At 72.0% G+C, this 16,004-nt stretch carries 16 protein-coding genes; 5 read left to right on the plus strand and 11 right to left on the minus strand.

Going from position 1 to position 16,004, the window contains the following annotated elements; translation table 11 throughout:
- Positions 1-37 precede the first annotated feature (37 nt).
- Genes ung through AB0J88_RS12400 form a run of 6 tightly spaced genes read right to left on the minus strand, consistent with a single transcriptional unit; the run spans position 38 to position 5,248 of the window.
- A complete protein-coding gene (gene ung / locus AB0J88_RS12375; protein WP_364345616.1) occupies positions 38-733 on the minus strand; it encodes a uracil-DNA glycosylase in 696 nt (231 codons plus the stop codon).
- The gene (gene tsaE / locus AB0J88_RS12380; protein WP_364345614.1) at positions 730-1,215 is read right to left on the minus strand and encodes a tRNA (adenosine(37)-N6)-threonylcarbamoyltransferase complex ATPase subunit type 1 TsaE; all 486 of its coding nucleotides are present in this window, start codon (positions 1,213-1,215) and stop codon (positions 730-732) included. The genes ung and tsaE overlap by 4 nt, the downstream gene beginning before the upstream one ends.
- Complete coding sequence (locus AB0J88_RS12385) at positions 1,212-2,279, minus strand: alpha/beta hydrolase (protein WP_364345612.1); 1,068 nt, start codon at positions 2,277-2,279, stop codon at positions 1,212-1,214. The genes tsaE and AB0J88_RS12385 overlap by 4 nt, the downstream gene beginning before the upstream one ends.
- On the minus strand, positions 2,276-3,397 hold the full coding sequence (gene alr / locus AB0J88_RS12390) for an alanine racemase (protein ID WP_364345610.1): 1,122 nt from the start codon (positions 3,395-3,397) through the stop codon (positions 2,276-2,278). The genes AB0J88_RS12385 and alr overlap by 4 nt, the downstream gene beginning before the upstream one ends.
- Positions 3,398-3,407: 10 nt before the next feature.
- Positions 3,408-4,883, minus strand: coding sequence for an NAD(P)H-hydrate dehydratase (locus AB0J88_RS12395; protein ID WP_364345608.1), 1,476 nt, complete (start codon positions 4,881-4,883; stop codon positions 3,408-3,410).
- Positions 4,880-5,248 (minus strand): holo-ACP synthase, encoded by a 369-nt coding sequence (locus AB0J88_RS12400; RefSeq protein WP_364345606.1) that lies wholly within the window; start codon positions 5,246-5,248, stop codon positions 4,880-4,882. The genes AB0J88_RS12395 and AB0J88_RS12400 overlap by 4 nt, the downstream gene beginning before the upstream one ends.
- 149 nt (positions 5,249-5,397) lie before the next feature.
- On the opposite strand from AB0J88_RS12400, the gene AB0J88_RS12405 reads away from it, so the two are divergent.
- On the plus strand, positions 5,398-5,679 hold the full coding sequence (locus AB0J88_RS12405; protein ID WP_364345604.1) for a hypothetical protein: 282 nt from the start codon (positions 5,398-5,400) through the stop codon (positions 5,677-5,679).
- 10 nt (positions 5,680-5,689) lie between these two features.
- Complete coding sequence (locus tag AB0J88_RS12410) at positions 5,690-7,297, plus strand: alpha/beta hydrolase (RefSeq protein ID WP_364345602.1); 1,608 nt, start codon at positions 5,690-5,692, stop codon at positions 7,295-7,297.
- Positions 7,298-8,051: 754 nt separating this feature from the next.
- On the opposite strand, the gene glmS is transcribed toward AB0J88_RS12410, so the two are convergent.
- Both glmS and AB0J88_RS12420 read right to left on the minus strand, forming a co-directional pair.
- Positions 8,052-9,950 (minus strand): glutamine--fructose-6-phosphate transaminase (isomerizing), encoded by a 1,899-nt coding sequence (gene glmS, locus AB0J88_RS12415; protein WP_364345600.1) that lies wholly within the window; start codon positions 9,948-9,950, stop codon positions 8,052-8,054.
- A 363-nt stretch (positions 9,951-10,313) separates the two neighbouring features.
- Entirely contained in the window at positions 10,314-10,808 is a 495-nt protein-coding gene (locus AB0J88_RS12420; protein ID WP_364345598.1) for a hypothetical protein, read from the minus strand.
- Between the two features lie 97 nt (positions 10,809-10,905).
- Here AB0J88_RS12420 and AB0J88_RS12425 point away from each other — a divergent pair, with 97 nt between their 5' ends.
- On the plus strand, positions 10,906-11,928 hold the full coding sequence (locus AB0J88_RS12425; RefSeq protein WP_364345596.1) for an MmpS family transport accessory protein: 1,023 nt from the start codon (positions 10,906-10,908) through the stop codon (positions 11,926-11,928).
- 12 nt (positions 11,929-11,940) lie between these two features.
- Here AB0J88_RS12425 and AB0J88_RS12430 read toward each other — a convergent pair whose 3' ends face one another.
- Together AB0J88_RS12430 and AB0J88_RS12435 are read right to left on the minus strand one after the other, a co-directional pair.
- Complete coding sequence (locus tag AB0J88_RS12430; protein WP_364345594.1) at positions 11,941-12,705, minus strand: ABC transporter permease; 765 nt, start codon at positions 12,703-12,705, stop codon at positions 11,941-11,943.
- The gene (locus tag AB0J88_RS12435; protein ID WP_364345592.1) at positions 12,702-13,619 is read right to left on the minus strand and encodes an ATP-binding cassette domain-containing protein; all 918 of its coding nucleotides are present in this window, start codon (positions 13,617-13,619) and stop codon (positions 12,702-12,704) included. The genes AB0J88_RS12430 and AB0J88_RS12435 overlap by 4 nt, the downstream gene beginning before the upstream one ends.
- Before the next feature lie 67 nt (positions 13,620-13,686).
- Between AB0J88_RS12435 and AB0J88_RS12440 the strand changes: the two genes are divergently transcribed.
- Together AB0J88_RS12440 and AB0J88_RS12445 are read left to right on the plus strand one after the other, a co-directional pair.
- Positions 13,687-14,442 carry a TetR/AcrR family transcriptional regulator gene (locus AB0J88_RS12440; RefSeq protein ID WP_364345590.1) on the plus strand — a complete coding sequence of 252 codons (756 nt, stop codon included), beginning with the start codon at positions 13,687-13,689 and terminating at the stop codon, positions 14,440-14,442.
- Entirely contained in the window at positions 14,439-15,608 is a 1,170-nt protein-coding gene (locus AB0J88_RS12445; RefSeq protein WP_364345588.1) for a pyridoxal phosphate-dependent aminotransferase, read from the plus strand. The genes AB0J88_RS12440 and AB0J88_RS12445 overlap by 4 nt, the downstream gene beginning before the upstream one ends.
- Here AB0J88_RS12445 and AB0J88_RS12450 read toward each other — a convergent pair.
- Positions 15,605-15,979, minus strand: a complete 375-nt coding sequence (locus AB0J88_RS12450; RefSeq protein ID WP_364345586.1) for a DoxX family protein — start codon at positions 15,977-15,979, stop codon at positions 15,605-15,607. The genes AB0J88_RS12445 and AB0J88_RS12450 overlap by 4 nt on opposite strands.
- Between the last annotated feature and the right edge of the window lie 25 nt (positions 15,980-16,004).

Consider the following 16,004-nt stretch of genomic DNA (forward strand, 5'->3'; position numbering starts at 1 on the left):
ATATGCACCTTATCCGGCGCGCTGGGGTGGGTGCCGCTCAGGCGGGGTCTGGGGTGCCCGCCGAACGGCTCCAGTCGATCGGCGTCAGGCCGGCGTCGGCCAGGGCCTTGTTGGCGGCGCTGAAGGGGCGGCTGCCCAGGAACCCCCGGGGGTTGAGCGGGCTCGGGTGGCCGGCCTCCAGCACGACGTGCGCCGGGTTGGTGACCAGGGCCGCCTTCTTGCGGGCGTAGCTGCCCCAGAGCAGGAACACCACCCGGTCGGGTTGGTCCTGGAGGGCGCGGATGGTGGCGTCGGTGAACGCCTCCCAACCCTTGTTGGCGTGCGACCCCGCGGCTCCCTCGCGCACCGTCAGCACCGCGTTGAGCAGCAGCACCCCTTGCCTGGCCCAGCCTCGCAGGTCGCCACCGTCGGGCGCGGCGGCGCCGAGATCGGCGGCGAGCTCCTTGTAGACGTTGCGGAGCGACGGCGGCACGCGTACGCCTGGCTGCACGCTGAAGCTGAGCCCGTGGGCCTGGCCGGCCTTGTGGTACGGGTCCTGGCCGAGGATGACCACGCGGGTGTCGGCGGGCTTGCACAGCCGATAGGCGGTGAACAGGTCCGGCAGCGGCGGGAAAACCGCTGTGGCCGCGTATTCGGCAGCCACGAACGCGCCCAGGTCGGCGGTGGCGGCCGGGTCGAGGTGCGATTCCAGCGCGGTGCGCCACTCGTCGGGCAGCAGGTCGGGCAGGTTCACCGGGCGTCCTCCGTGAGCGTCGCGACGCGGGCGGCCCAGTCGCCGCCGGTCGGCTCCAGCTCGATCACCCTGGTGTCGTCGTCGCGCCGGTCGATGCGCACCTGGAGGTGGTCGTCGCGTAGCTGCTCGACGATGCCCTCGCCCCACTCGACCACGGTCACCGCGTCGTCCATCGACGCGTCGAGGTCGAGCCCGTCGATCTCGGCCAGCGGGTCGGCCGCGGCGCCGATCCGGTACGCGTCGGCGTGCACCAGCGGCACCGTGCCGCCCCGCGCCGGGTCCGGCCGGTGCACCCGGGCGATCACGAAGGTCGGCGAGGTGACGTCACCCAGCACGTGCAGACCCGCGCCGATGCCCTGCACCAGCGCGGTCTTGCCGGCGCCCAGCGGGCCGGTGAGCACGACCAGGTCGCCGGCGCGCAGCACGGCGGCCAGCCGGGCACCGAACGCCCGCGTGTCGTCCACAGTGGTCAGCTCGATCATGCCGAGATCTTCTCCAGGAAGGTGATGAGCGTCGAGTTGACCTCGTCGGCATGTTCGAGCATGACGACGTGGCCACTGTCGCTGACTTTCACGAACTCCGCGTCGGGCAGGTGCCGAAGGATCTCCTCGGAGTGCGCGACGGGTGTGATCATGTCTTTGTCGCCGACGATTATCACGGTGGGCGTGCGCTCGAGGGCGGCCAGCGCCGGATAGCGGGCGTGGGTGTAGAGGGTGCGCAGGTAGCGGGCGACCGTGTCGACCGAGGTGCGCGAGTTCATCTTCTCCACATAGGACACCAGCGACGGGCTCGGCCGCGACTCGCCGAAGCCGTAGCGCCGGGTGAGCAGCCAGGCCAGATCGGTGGCGGCGACCCGCGTGCGGTCGATGGCCGGGCCGGTGAGCCGGGTCGCGCTGTTGACCAGCGGCAGCAGCGGGCCACCGACGCGGCCGATCAGCGCGGGCAGGCCCAGCCTGGTCTCGTCGATCAGGCCGCCCGAGGTGGCGATCAGCACGCAGCCCTTGACCCGGTCCTCGAAGAACTCCGGGTAGAGCTCGGCGAACGCCATGATGGTCATGCCGCCCATCGAGTGCCCGACCAGGATCAGCGGGCCGTCGGGGACGGTCTCGGCCAGCACCGCGTGCAGCGTCTCGCCGAGCGCCGGGAGCTCGTATTCGCCGGTCTCCATCCGGCCGGAGCGGCCGTGGCCGGGCTGGTCGTAGAAGACCATGCGGTGTTCGCCACGAGCCGTCAGCGCGCTGCGCTGGAAGTGGAACGTGCCCATGTCGAGGCAGAAGCCGTGCACGAAGACGATGGTCGGCTTCGGGTCTTGCGGCGCGGCTGCCGGCTCGACCACTTCGACGTGGATGTCGGTGCCGTCGGCGGTGGTGACGACGAGCGACTCGTCATAGGGCAGGCGGTCAAACGGCTCGTCGACGTACGGGTCGGACACGCCGCGCTTCGAGCGGCGGACGACCGCGCGTTCGACCGCGATCCCGGTGGCGATGCCGGCCGCGGCCAGACCGACCACCGCGCCGACGATTCCCGCGCGGCGTCGGGTGCTCATCCACCGTCCTTCTCGTCGTAGACCCGCTGGACTCTGGTGCTTCCGAAGCGGGTGACGATCTCATAGTTGATCGTGTCGATCGCGTCGGCCCAGTCGTCGGCGGTGGGGCCGCCGTTGTCGCCGGAGCCGAACAGCGTGGCCACGTCACCCGGCGCGACCTGCTGGTCGCCGACGTCGAGCACGATCTGGTCCATGCAGACGCGGCCGGCGATGGTGTGGCGGACCCCGTCGATCGCGACCGGCCCGACGTTGGACGCGTGCCGCGGGACACCGTCGGCGTAACCGAGCGGGACGACGGCGAGTGTGGTCTCGCGGTCGGTGGTGTAGGTGTGGCCGTAGGAGACGCCGGTGCCGGCCGGGACCCGCTTGGTGAGCATGATCCGGGCGCGGGCGGTCATCGCCGGGCGCAGGCCGTAGCGCTCACCCGGGACCGGCGACAGCCCGTAGACCGCGATGCCCGGGCGCACCAGGTCGAAGTGGGCGTCCGGCCGGGTGAGTGTGGCGGCCGAGTTGGCGATGTGGCGTAGCTGCGGGCGGACGCCGAGCCGCTCGGCCACCGCCAGCGCGTCACGGAAGGCGTCGAGCTGGAGGTCGATGGTCTCGTGGCCGGGCGCGTCCGCGTAGACGAAGTGGCTCCAGATGCCGATGATCTCGATCGCGCCGTCGGCCTGGGCCTTGGCGGCCGCCTCGACCAGGGCCGGCCAGTCGTCGGCGGTCGCGCCACCCCGCGAGAGGCCGGTGTCGATTTTCAGATGCACGCGGGTGGGTCGCTGGGCCTTCTGGCCGGCTGTGATCATCTCGTCGAGTTGGCCGAGGCTGGCGGCGCTCAGGTCGATGTCGTTGGCGACGCCCTCGTGCAGGGGCAGGCCCGGGGCGAGCAGCCAGGCCAGGACGGGTGCGGTGATGCCGGCGCGGCGCAGGCCGAGCGCCTCGTCGAGGGTGCACACGCCGAGCCACGTCGCGCCGCCGGCCAGGGCGGCCCGGGCGGCGGGGACCAGGCCATGGCCGTAGCCGTCGCCCTTGACGACCGCCATCACCGCGGCGCTGGTGCCGGCACGCAGCCGGGCCACGTTGGCGCGGATGGCGTCGAGGTCGACGCGGACTTCGGCTTGCCACATGGTGCTTAGCCTACTTGGGGGTAACGACGTTTTCCGGGTCACCCGGGCGGAGGTCGTTGACTACGGGGCGTAGAGCGGCGGCCACGTCGGACGCGCTGACCGGGCCGTGGCGGGCCGCTTCCCGCCCGGCGAGTCCGTGCAGGTAGGCGGCTGTGACGGCGGCCACCTCCGGACGCAGGCCGCCGGCCAGCAGGGAGCCGAGCAGGCCGGCCAGGACGTCGCCCGTCCCTCCGGTGGCCAGGGCCGCGCTGCCGGTCGGGTTCGCGTACGCCTGGCCGCTCGGGGTCGCCACGATCGTGCGGTCACCCTTGAGGAGGACCACCGCGTTGGTGTGCGCGGCCAGGCGCTGGGCGGCGGCGACCCGGTCGGGACCGGGCTCCTCACCGGCCAGCCGGGCGAACTCGCGGTCGTGCGGGGTCAGCACCAGCGGCGCGCTGCGGCCCCGCATCAGGTCGGCCATCGTGCCGTCGACCAGCAGGTTCAGCGCGTCGGCGTCGAGCACCACCGGGAGGCTGCTGGCCAGGACCGTGCGTACCGCGGTGGCCGCCGCCTCGTCCGTGCCCAGGCCGCTGCCGACGACCCAGGCCTGCACCCGACCCGCGTCGGTGATCCGGTCCGTGGCGACGACGCTCGGGTGCGCCTGCACGACGTACTGGCGGGCGCCGCCGGCATAGCGGACCATGCCGGTCGGGCCGGCCAGCGCGCCCCAGGTGGACAGGATCGCGGCACCCGGGTACGTCGTGGAGCCGGTCGCGATGCCGACCACGCCCCGGGTGTACTTCTCGTCGGTCGGGCGGTGTTTCGGCAGCGCGTCGGCGATGTCTTTCCGGTCCGGCACCAGGATCGCGGGGTCGGCCTTGAGCCACGGACGCAGGCCGATGTCGACCAGTTCGACCTCGCCGGCCAGCGGGGCGGCCGGGCCGACCACGTGGGCCGGCTTGAGGCAGCCGAAGGTGACGGTGACGTCGGCCTGGACCGCTTTCCCTGGTACGTCGCCCGTGTCGACCTCGACACCGCTGGGCACGTCGACGGCGACGATCATGGGGCGCCGGCCGTCGCGGCCCCGTCGGCCGGTGGCTTTGTGCAGCATGGCCGCGGCACCGCTGCGCAGGCCGCCCTTGGCACCAATGCCGACGATGCCGTCGACGATCAGGTCCACTGTGCGGGGCGGCTGCTCGGCGGTGCGGCCTCCGCCGGCTTTCAAGGCCTTCAGGCCCGCTTCGTGTACGCGGCCCGGGTCCAGCACGATCGCGGTGACCGCGGCGCCGCGGTTGGCCAGGATCGCGCCGGCGTAGAGGGCGTCGCCGCCGTTGTTGCCCGGGCCGACGAGGAGCGTGACGTGTGAGCCGTACACGTTTCGCAGGATGAGCGCGCAGCGGCGGGCGAGGCCCGCGGCGGCGCGTTGCATCAGGGTGCCCTCCGGGAGGCGGGCCATCAGGGCCTCTTCGGCCGCGCGCACGTCGGCGACCCGCCAGGCTTTCCTCATTGCTCCGCCACCACCATCGCGGAGGCGATGCCGCCGTCGTGGGAGAGCGAGAGGTGCCAGCGGTTGACGCCGCGTTCGGCCGCCGCCGCGGCGACCGTGCCGCTCACCGTGAGCCAGGGTCGGCCGTCCGGGTCGGTGACGATCTCGCAGTCGTGCCAGTGCAGGCCGGCGGGGGCGCCGAGGGCCTTGGCCACGGCTTCCTTGGCCGCGAACCGGGCGGCCAGGGACTCCGGTGGGCGCGGGTTGCCGGAGCCGGTGAACCGCTCCGCCTCGGTGAAGAGCCGGTCGCCGAGCAGTGGTGTCCGGGTCAGTGCCCCGGTGAACCGCTCGACGAGGACCACATCGATCCCGACAGCGACGATCATCGGTCCACCCTATTAGCAATGCGGGTACGCGGTGCACAAGCCTTGTGGACAGCCGCGGTTCCCCGGCTCCTTCGCTTGTCCACAGCCTGATTCTCGGGCCTTGTCGCCGCCCTAGCGTGACCTCCTGACTTCTTTCTGGGGAGGTTGACGTGGACGGTGACCTGCGGGTCGATCCCGGCTTGTTGCGCGACCGGGCGACCGAGCTCGACCTGGTGGCCCGCGCTCTGGCCTGCGGCCCTGACGACCTGTGCGTCCCGGCGCCGGATTGGGCGGCAGGAGCCTCCCTCGCCGGCTTGGCGGGCGAGGTGTCCTCGGCGCTGGGCGCGGCGGCTGCACGGGTGGCCCACTCGGGCGGGCTGCTACGTGACGCCGCGCGCTCCTATGAGGAGGCCGACCTGCGGGCGGCGATCCGGCTGCACCGGGTCGGGTGAGTGTCCCGTGGTGACCTACGCGCAGTTGTGGCGGGCCGACCCGGCCCGGTGGCGGGCGGCGGGTGCGGCCTGGGCTCGGTTGGCGGCCGACGTCGGGCGGCGCGCTGCCGAGCTCGGCGCGGTGGCCGGCCGCGTCTCCGACGGCTGGCGGGGCGCCGCGGGCTCGGCGGCCGGCGGGCACGTGCGCGCGCTGCGCGCACCGCTCGTCGCCGCGCGGCTGGCGTTCGTCGAGACAGACCAGGTGCTCGCCGGGTTCGCGTCCGCGCTGACCCGGGCCCGAGGGATGCTCGCCGCGGCCGTGGCCGGGGCGGCGCCGGCACATGTCGAGATCGACCGCATGGGCCGCACGGCGCCGGACGTCTCGGTCACGGGGATCGACCGGGTCGCCGCCCTGCACGCGGCCGACCGGGTCGGGACCGAGATCGTCGTGGCGCTGGCCGCGGCCACCAACGCCGACCGGGAGACCGCCGCGGCCCTGGACCGGCTGGCCGCGGCGGCCGGCGCGGGCTGGCCGACGGCACCGCCCCGGCACCGGCCGGCGGCCGGCGCTTCTCCGAGATCCGTCCGTGAGTGGTGGGCGGGGTTGACGTCGGCGGAGCGGCGGTGGCTGCTGGTGCACGAGCCGTTGCACGTCGGTCGCCTCGACGGTGTGCCGGTCGCGGCCCGAGACCAGGCCAACCGGGCTCTGCTGGCGGGGTGGCGGGCCGATCTGGTGCGGGAGCGGGCCGAGGCGGTCCGCACGGCGATGCCGCGCCACGCGGCGGTCTCCGCCAGCCTGCGGCTGGTAGGTCTGATCTCGGGCATCGACGCGGTCGACGCCCGGTTGTCAGCCGAGACGGGCGAGCGGGCCTATTTGCTGAGCCTGGTGCCCGAGGGCGACGGGCGCGTGGTGCTGGCCCTGGGCGACCCGGACAGGGCTGACAACGTGCTGGCCTACGTGCCGGGAATGACCGCCGACCTGACCGCGGTCCGCGACGACCTGGCCCGCACGGAGGCGATGTCCGCCCGAGCGGCCACGGTGGACCCGGCCCAACGCACGTCGACGGTGCTGTGGCTCGACTACGACGCGCCGTCCCACCTCGGCGAGGCGGTGTTCGCGACGCGGGCGCACGACGCGGGGCCGGGGCTGCACCGCTTCGCGGAGGGCCTACGGGCGACCCACGAGGGCCCGCCGGCACACCAGACGGTGCTGGGCCTGAGCTACGGCTCACTGACGGTCGGGGCGACGGCGAGCTCGACAGGCCTGTCCGCCGACAACCTGATCTTCGTGGGCTCACCGGGCGTCGGCGTCGACCACGCGTCAGCGCTGGGCTTGCCGGCGTCGCGAGTCTGGTCGACGACGGCGGCCGACGACCCGATCGCCTATTTGGCGCCGGGCTGGCAGGAGCCGTTCAACCGACTGGGAGCGGAGCTGGCCAACCCGTTCCGGCCGGACCTACGTCCACACCCCAACGAAGACCTGTGGTTCGGCCCCAACCCGAGCAACCCGGATTTCGGCGCCCAGGTCTTCACCAGCGACCCGGGCGGCCACAGCGGCTACTGGCGCGCGGACAACGACGCCCTGACGGACATAGCCCGAATAGCCCTGGGCCCAGAACACCAATCCCAAGTCGAATGAGAGCGGGCGCAGTCGCCTGAACCAGAACGGTCAAGCGCGGACGGCCGTCCGGGTCGCGTCGGCAGGGCGCGCCTGCAGAACCCGACCGGCCAGCGCCGACCGGTCGAGGCAAGATCGAGCAGGAGTGCGGACCGGCCCGCTGTTGTTGTCTCGACCTGGCGTCGCTGTCGCCGCGTTCGGGCAGCCGCGGCGGGTGCCACCGCGGCCGTCCCCGCGCGGCCCGCACCCGTCCACACAAACCGCGGCGGTGCTACCGCGCCGTCCCCGCCCGCACCCCTCCACGCAACCGGGCCGCCACGTCGGACGGACGTCGTCGCAAGACGGGCAACGCCCGCCGAGGCAGGCCAGACCCTTCGCCGCCGATCTGCGCGCCGAGCGCCATCGGAGCGGTCACCTAATCGCGGTGTCGGGCCGGTCATCGCCGGGCTCAGGCGATACCTCGGGCCGACGGCGAAGCGCTTGCCGTGCAGGCCTGCCAGCGATGATCGGCCGGACCAGGTCGGTCGCCGGCGGTAGCAACCAGGGCCACGGGCCGGCTGTCGCCAGTCCCACGCCCGCGACCCATCCGGATACAAGTACTCGCGTGCTGCCGAAGCAGCACGCGAGTAGTTAGGTCATCGCTGGGCGACCCATCGCGGACCTGGCAGCGTAGCGAAGCGGAGCGGTCCCCGGCGGGAGCGACGGTCGCAACCACCGCGAACCCGGGAAATGATCGGCTCCCGGGTCTCCAGATCCTGACCTCCGCCGTTTGCCCTTACTCGACCGTGACCGACTTCGCGAGGTTCCTGGGTTGGTCGACGTCGTGGCCGCGGGCGGAGGCGATCTCGCAGGCGAGTACCTGCAGCGGGACCGTCGTGACCAGCGGGGCCAGCAGGGTCGGTGTGCGGGGCACGTAGATCAGGTGGTCGGCGTAGGGCACGACCGCCTCGTCGCCGTCTTCGGCGATCACGATTGTGCGGGCGCCGCGGGCTCGGACTTCCTGGATGTTCGAGACGATCTTGTCGTGGAGCATTCCTCGGCCCGCGGGTGAGGGGACCACGCAGACGACCGGGGTGCCGTGGTCGATCAGGGCGATCGGGCCGTGCTTGAGCTCGCCGGCCGCGAAGCCCTCCGCGTGGATGTAGGCGAGTTCCTTCAGCTTGAGCGCGCCCTCCAGGGCGACCGGGTAGCCCACGTGGCGGCCGATGAACAGGATCGTGCCGGCGCTGGCGAGGTCACGGGCCAGCTCGCGGACCGGGTCCATGCGGCTGAGCAGCGTGCGCAGCTTGTCGGGCATCTCCTGCAACTGCTCGACGACGGCGCCCACCTCGTCGGCGTACTTGATGCCCCGGACCTGCGCCAGGTGCAGGCCGATCAGGTAGCAGGCGACGACCATGGTCAGGAAGGCCTTGGTCGAGGCGACCGCGATCTCCGGGCCGCCGTGCGTGTAGAGCACGGCGTCGGACTCGCGCGGGATGGTCGAGCCGTTGGTGTTGCAGATGGCGAGCACTCGGGCCTTCTGGTCCTTGGCGTGCCGGAGCGCCATCAGGGTGTCCATGGTCTCGCCGGACTGGGAGATCGCGACGACCAGAGTGGAGCGGTCGAGCACCGGGTCGCGGTAGCGGAACTCGCTGGCCAGCTCGACCTCGCAGGGGATGCGGGTCCAGTGCTCGATCGCGTACTTGGCGACGAGCCCGGCGTGGTAGGCGGTGCCGCAGGCGACGATGAAGATCTTGTCGACGTCGCGCAGGTCCTGGTCGGTGAGGCGGACCTCGTCGAGGCGGATGTCGCCCTGCTCGGTCAGTCGGCCGATCAGGGTCTCGGCGATCGCCTGGGGTTGCTCGGCGATCTCCTTGAGCATGAAGTAGTCGTAGCCGCCCTTTTCGGCCGCCGACGCGTCCCAGTCGATGTGGAAGTCGCGGCCGGTGGCGGCACCGCCACCGAAATCGGTGATCTCGATGGCGTCGGGGGTGATCAGCACGACCTGGTCCTGGCCGAGCTCGATCGCCTCCCGGGTGTGCTCGATGAACGCCGAGACGTCGCTGGCCAGGAAGTTCTCGCCGACACCCCGACCGACCACGAGCGGTGAGTTGCGGCGGGCCGCGGCCACGGCGCCGGGCGTGCCGGCGTCGGTCGCGAGCAGCGTGAACGCGCCTTCCAGCCGCCGGCAGACCCGGCGCATCGCCTCCGCGAGCGCCTGCGGGCGGTCGATGCCTGGGTTCTCGAGGTGTACGGCGGCGAGGGCGATCTCCATCAGGTGCGCCGCGACCTCGGTGTCCGTGTCGCTGGCGAACTCGATGCCGGTCGCCTCCAACTCGGCCCGCAGCGCCGCGAAATTCTCGATGATGCCGTTATGGATGACCGCGACCCGGCCGTTGCGCGACAGGTGTGGGTGGGCGTTGCGGTCCGTCGGGCCGCCGTGGGTCGCCCAACGGGTGTGGCCGATCGCGGTCGTGCCGCTGCCGATGTGGGTCTCGGCGGAGTCGGCCGGGCGCTCGGCGAGGGCCTTCTCGAGGTTGGAGAGCTTGCCCGCACGCTTCTCGGTCAGCAGGCAGTCGGCGCCGACGACAGCGACGCCGGCCGAGTCGTAGCCGCGGTATTCGAGTCGCCGCAGCCCGTCGAGCACGGTGCCGAGCGCCGGGCGGGCGCCCACGTAACCCACGATTCCACACATGAGCCAGACTCTAGCCGAAAATCGCTCATGGCGCGTGCTCGAAAGTGTGCCTATCAATCATCTGACATGAGCGATGCACCGTGTACGTTCCGTGCCCGCCGAGCACTCTCACCAGCCCGGTCGAGACCGCCCGTTGTGGACCGCAACCGGTACTGTCGGCCCGTATCGCATCGGCCGGACGGAACCGCCGTTTGACGGCTTTCCGCTTGCCCGAGGCATCGGTTTCGGGGACGCTCGACGGCGTCCCGCGCCGTGGGTCGCCGCCCATGGCCGCCCCTCGCTTGGAGCGCAGATGAGCCGTCCCACCCCGCCCGAGCCCGACGAAACGGGAGACGGCGAGCACGCGTCGGACAGGACGCAGGCCTATCCGCCTCCGCCTCCGTTCCCGTCGACCACCCCGGCGCCCCCACCGCCGACCACGGACACCGAACCGACCGCACCGCTGAGCCCGGCTGGGCCGACGGCTTCGGTCAGCCCGGCCCCTCCCGCGCCGCCGGAAAGCGCCGCGCCGCTCGCGCCGTCGGCCAGCCCCGCGCCGCCCGCGCCGTCGGACCCGCCCGCGCCGCCGGCGCCGCAGGTCAGCTCCGCGCCACCCGCGCCGCGAGCACCTGAGGCTGAGGAGACCGAGTCTCTGACCGTGACCGGGTCGGGAGCTGCGGCCAGCCCGGCGCAATCCACGCCCCCGGTCAGTTCGGCTCCGCCGGCGCCCTCGGCCAGCTCGGCTTCGCCAACACCGCCAGTCAGCTCGGCTCCCCCGGCGCCGTCGGCCAGCTCGGCTTCGCCAACACCGCCAGTCAGCTCGGCTCCGCCGGTCAGCTCGGCGCCACCCGCGCCCACCGCCGGCCCCGCTTGGCCCACGCCGCCCGTCAGCTCGGCCCCGCCGAGGCCTTCGGCCCCGTCCTACCCGCCGGCCGGCGGAGCGCCGCCCGCGGCCGGGTTCACCTTGCCTCCGGCGGTGCCGGCCGACGCGCCGCCCCCGCCGGGCAGTGACGCGGGACCGACCGCACCCCTGGCCAGCGACACCGCGCGTCCGCCGTCCTCCGGTGGGCAGCCGACCACTCCGCTGCCGCCGCCCACGGCCACCCCGCCACGCGGTGGGACGCCGACCTTCACCCCCGGCTCCGCGCCGGTCTATCCCACCGGCAGTCCGGTCGGTTATCCGTCCAGCGCGCCGCCCGGCTATTCCACCGAGACCCCGCCCGGCGGCTCGTACCCGAAGACCTCGCCTCTGCCCGATCCCTACAACCCGGGTGAGCCGAGCCCCTACGCCCGCCCGCCGGGCACCCCGGCCGACGCCCCGTTCGCTCCCCCGGACGCCGCCGCTCCCAGCGGGCCCTACGCGCCCCCGGCCAACCCCTACGCCCCGCCGCCCAGCCCGTACACGCCCGGCTACGGACCAAGCGCTCCGTACAACCCCTACAACGCCGCTCCGGTCTATGACCAGCCCGTCAAGAAGAAGCGGGGCAACGGGCCGATCATCGCCCTGGTCGTGGTCCTCGCCCTGCTGTTCTGCGGCGGCGCCGCCACCGCCGGTGGCCTGTTGATCGCCAACGCCGGCGGCGACGAGGACCCCGTCGTCACGCAGCCGACGAACCCGGCCGCCCCGGACCCGGATCCCGTCGACCCGTTGCCGACCTTCGACCCGGACGACGATCCCCAGGGCCTGCCGACCGAGTTGCCCGGCCTGCCGGGGATCGCCGGCAAGACCATCGTCTACGAGGTCACCGGCACGGGACGCGCCGACATCACCTATGTCGACGATCTCGCCGGCGAGACCCGTCAGCTGAAAAACCAGAAGCTGCCGTGGACCCACGAGTTCACCAGCGGCACGGGTTCCCTGCTGTTGACCGTGAGCGCCACCCGGTCCAACGGTGACAACGAAGGCCTGGGTTGCCGGATCACGGTCAACGGCAAGGAGTCGGCTTCGGACAACGGCAGCCTCATCGGCGCCTTCTGCATCGGGACGATCTTCGACTGACGCAACCAGCAATCAGGCGGTGCGGCGGCGGAACAGCACCGCCGCCCAGCTGAACGCCACCAATGTGATGCCGCCGAACCAGAGCAGGGCGATCCACCAGCTCGACCCGATCGGCGTGCCCATCAGCAGGCCGCGCGTCGTCTCCACGATCGGCGTGATCGGTTGGTGTTCGGCCACGCCGCGCAGCCAACTCGGCAACGTGTCGACGGGCACGAACGCGCTCGAGACGTACGGCAGGAAAGTGATCGCGAAGGTAGCGCCTCCGGCCGCGTCCACCGTGCGCACCAGCAGGCCCAGGCACGCCGCGAGCCACGAGATCGACAGCATGAACAGCGCCAGGAAGCCGATGGCCGCCAGCCAGTCGGTGACGCCGGCGGCGGGTCGCCAGCCCACCAGCAGGCCCACCCCGATCACCAGAGCCATCGCGACCAGGTTGCGCACCACGCTGGCGACCACGTGTCCGGTGAGGACGGCCGAGCTCACCACCGGCATCGAGCGGATGCGGTCGATGAGCCCGCCGACCATGTCGTGGGTGACGCTGACCGCGGTGGTCGACGCCCCGAAGCCGGCACAAAGGATGATGATTCCGGGTACGACGTAGTTGACGTACGCCGTGCCCGAGTTGATCGCGCCGCCGAAGATGTAGACGAAGATCAGCATCAGCATGATCGGCAACATGACCGCCATCAGCAGCGCCTCGACGTTGCGAGCCGAGATGCGCAGGCTGCGGCCGATCATGGCGAGCGAGTTGTCGACCGCCCAGTAGGCGCTGGTCATCGCGGGCCACCTCCGGTCAGGGCGAAGAACACGTCATCGAGCGTGGGCCGGTGGACGGCGACCTTGTCGACGGTCGCACCGATCTTGTCCATCCGGTCGAGCAGTTCGCGCACCTCGGCCGCGGTGCCGTTGGTCGCCACGGTCACGGACGTAGCGGTCGAGGCGACCGGATCGAGGTCGGCGACCGCCAACGCGACGGCCGCGGGCGACGCGAACGACAGCGAGACCCGCTCCCCGCCGACCCGCACCTTCAGGGACTCGGCGGTCCCGTCGGCCACCGCCACCCCGCGGTCGATCAGCATGATCCGGTCGGCCAACTGGTCGGCCTCTTCCAGGTACTGGGTAGTCAGGAAGATCGTCGACCCCGCGTCGGCCAACTCGCGCACGAACGCCCACATCTGTTGCCGGCTGCGCGGATCGAGCCCGGTGGTCGGCTCGTCGAGAAAAATCACCGGCGGCGAAGTGACCAGGCTCATCGCGAGATCGAGCCGGCGCCGCATGCCGCCCGAGTAGGTCTTGACCAGCTTGCGCCCGGCTTCGGCGAGGTCGAACCGCTCCAACAGCGCATCTGCCCGCCGGGAAGCCGCCGACCGCCCGAGCCGCCGCAACCGACCGACCATGACCAGGTTCTCCCGGCCGGTCTGCAACTCGTCGACCGCCGCGTACTGCCCCGTCAGACTGATCTTCTGCCGCACCTCGAAGGCCGAGGTCACCACGTCGTGCCCGACCACCGAGGCGCGCCCGGCATCCGGCCGGACCAGCGTCGCGAGGATCCGCACCAGCGTCGTCTTGCCGGCACCGTTCGGACCGAGCAGCCCGAACACGGTCCCCGCCGGCACGGCGAGGTCAATGTCGGTCAACACCTGTTGCGCACCGTACGACTTCGAGACTCCTTGGACCTGGATCGCGTCCACGCCCTCCCCCAACTGTTTATGGCCTACGCTAATTGGTTTAGGCTATACGCAGTTTTAGGATGAAGCAATGTCCGACCTGCCACCCGGTGTCGACGTGCTGTGGGGACGCCGCGAGCCCGCCAAGCGCGGCCCGCGCCCCAACCTCAGCATCGACCAGATCGTCGACGCCGCCATCGAAATCGCCTCGGCCGAGGGGCTCGGACCCCTCTCGATGAACCGGGTGGCCGAGAAGCTGGGCAAGTCGGCGATGTCGCTCTACCGCTACGTGCGCACCAAGGACGAGCTGCTCCAGCTGATGATCGACGTGTGCGCCGTCAAGAACCCACCGCCCGAGCCCGACCAGGACGCGGGTTGGCGACCCAATCTGGAGCGCTGGGCGTACGCCCTGGTCGAGCTCTATCGCCGTTTCCCCTGGGTCCTGCACGTGCCACTCGGTCCGACCCCGCCCGTCGGCCCCGGCCAGCTCACCTGGCTTGACCGCGGCCTGGCCTGTTTCCGCAGGACCAGCGTGCCCTCCGAGCTCCGGATCGGCGTGGTGATGCTGCTGCTGGTCTTCATCCGCGGTCAGGTCCGCATGGCCCAGGAGATCAACCAGGGCGCGGCCGGTGTCGCGCTGGGTTATCCCGCGTACGACAGGATGTTGCGGCTGGTGGTCGACAAGGACCGACTTCCGGACCTCGCCCAACTGCTCGACGACGGCATCTTCGACGACCCCGAAGAGGGGATGAGCGAACAGGAGCTCGACATGGAGGTCAGGTTCGGCCTCACCATGATTTTCGACGGCATCGAGCGCCTGGTCGCCGCCCACGAGGAGGAACAGTGACGGACCCGTTGGTCGCGCGGATGCGCCCGTTCGGCACCACGATCTTCGCCGAGATGTCCGCGCTCGCGGTGCGCACCGGCGCCGTCAACCTGGGCCAGGGCTTCCCGGACACCGACGGTCCGAAGGAGATGCTGGACGCCGCGGCGGAGGCGATCCACAACGGAGCCAACCAGTACCCGCCCGGCCCGGGCATTCCGGCGCTGCGGGCCGCGATCAGCGCGCACCAGCGACGGTTCTGGGGCCTCCACTACGACCCGGACGGCGAGGTGCTGGTCACGGCCGGCGCGACGGAGGCGGTGGCGGCGGCCATCCTCGCCCTGTGCGAGCCCGGCGACGAGGTGGTCTGCTTCGAGCCCTACTACGACTCGTACGCGGCCGCGATCGCGCTCGCCGGTGCCGTCCGCCGGCCGGTGACGCTGCGGCCGGACGCCGACGGCCACTACAGCGTGGACCCCGGCGAGCTGCGTCGCGCGTTCGGCCCGCGTACCCGGATGGTGCTGTTGAACTCGCCCCACAACCCGACGGGCAAGGTCTTCACGCGCGCGGAGCTGGCCCTGGTCGCGGAGCTGTGCCAGGCGCACGACGTCTACGCGGTCACCGACGAGGTCTACGAGCACCTGGTCTTCACCGACGCCGCGACCCCGCACGTGCCACTCGCGACCCTGCCCGGCATGCGCGAGCGCACGCTGCGGATCTCGTCGGCCGGCAAGACCTTCTCCTGCACGGGTTGGAAGATCGGCTGGGCCAGCGGGCCGCGCGAGCTGGTCTCGGCGGCGCTGCGGGTCAAGCAGTTCCTGACGTTCGTCAACGGCTCGCCGTTCCAGCCGGCCGTCGCGATCGCGCTCGGCCTGCCTGACGACTACTTCGACGAGTTCCGCGCCGGGCTGCAGGCGCAGCGCGACCTGCTCGTCGCCGGTCTGCGCGACGCCGGCTTCGACGTGCTGCTTCCGGAAGGCACCTACTTCGTCACGGCCGACATCACGCCGTTGGGCGGCACCGACGGCGTGGAGTTCTGCCGATCGCTGCCGGAGCGCTCCGGCGTCGTGGCGGTGCCGACCCAGGTGTTCTACGACCACGAGGACGCCGGCCGCCGCCTGGTCAGGTTCGCCTTCTGCAAACGACCGGCCGTCCTCAACGAGGCGGTCGCCCGCCTGAGGAAAGACTAGAAGGAGTACGGACCGAAGCGGCCCCAGACGACCACGGCGGCCAGCACGAGCAGCACCAGGTTGGCGATCACCATCGGCGTCTCGCGCCGGCGGCCGTGCACCACCACCGCGCCGATCATCAGCAGCACGATGCCGACGGCGGCCAGCGGCACGAGGATCTCGGCGACGCCGAACAGCGCCGGCAGGATCAGGCCGACGCCGGCCAGGATGTCCAGGGCGCCGATCGCCTTGACCGCGTTGGGCGAGAAGCCTTCGGTCCAGCCCAGACCGGTCTCGATCAGCTTCTCTTTCGGCTGGAGCATCTTCATCAGGCCGGCGGCGACGAACGCACCGCCGAGCAGAACGGCGATGATCCAGAGCACGACATTCATGGGGGGTGTCCGATCTCCTAAAAGT

This window comes from Asanoa sp. NPDC049475 (assembly GCF_040676915.1).
Taxonomy (GTDB): Bacteria; Actinomycetota; Actinomycetes; order Mycobacteriales; family Micromonosporaceae; genus Asanoa.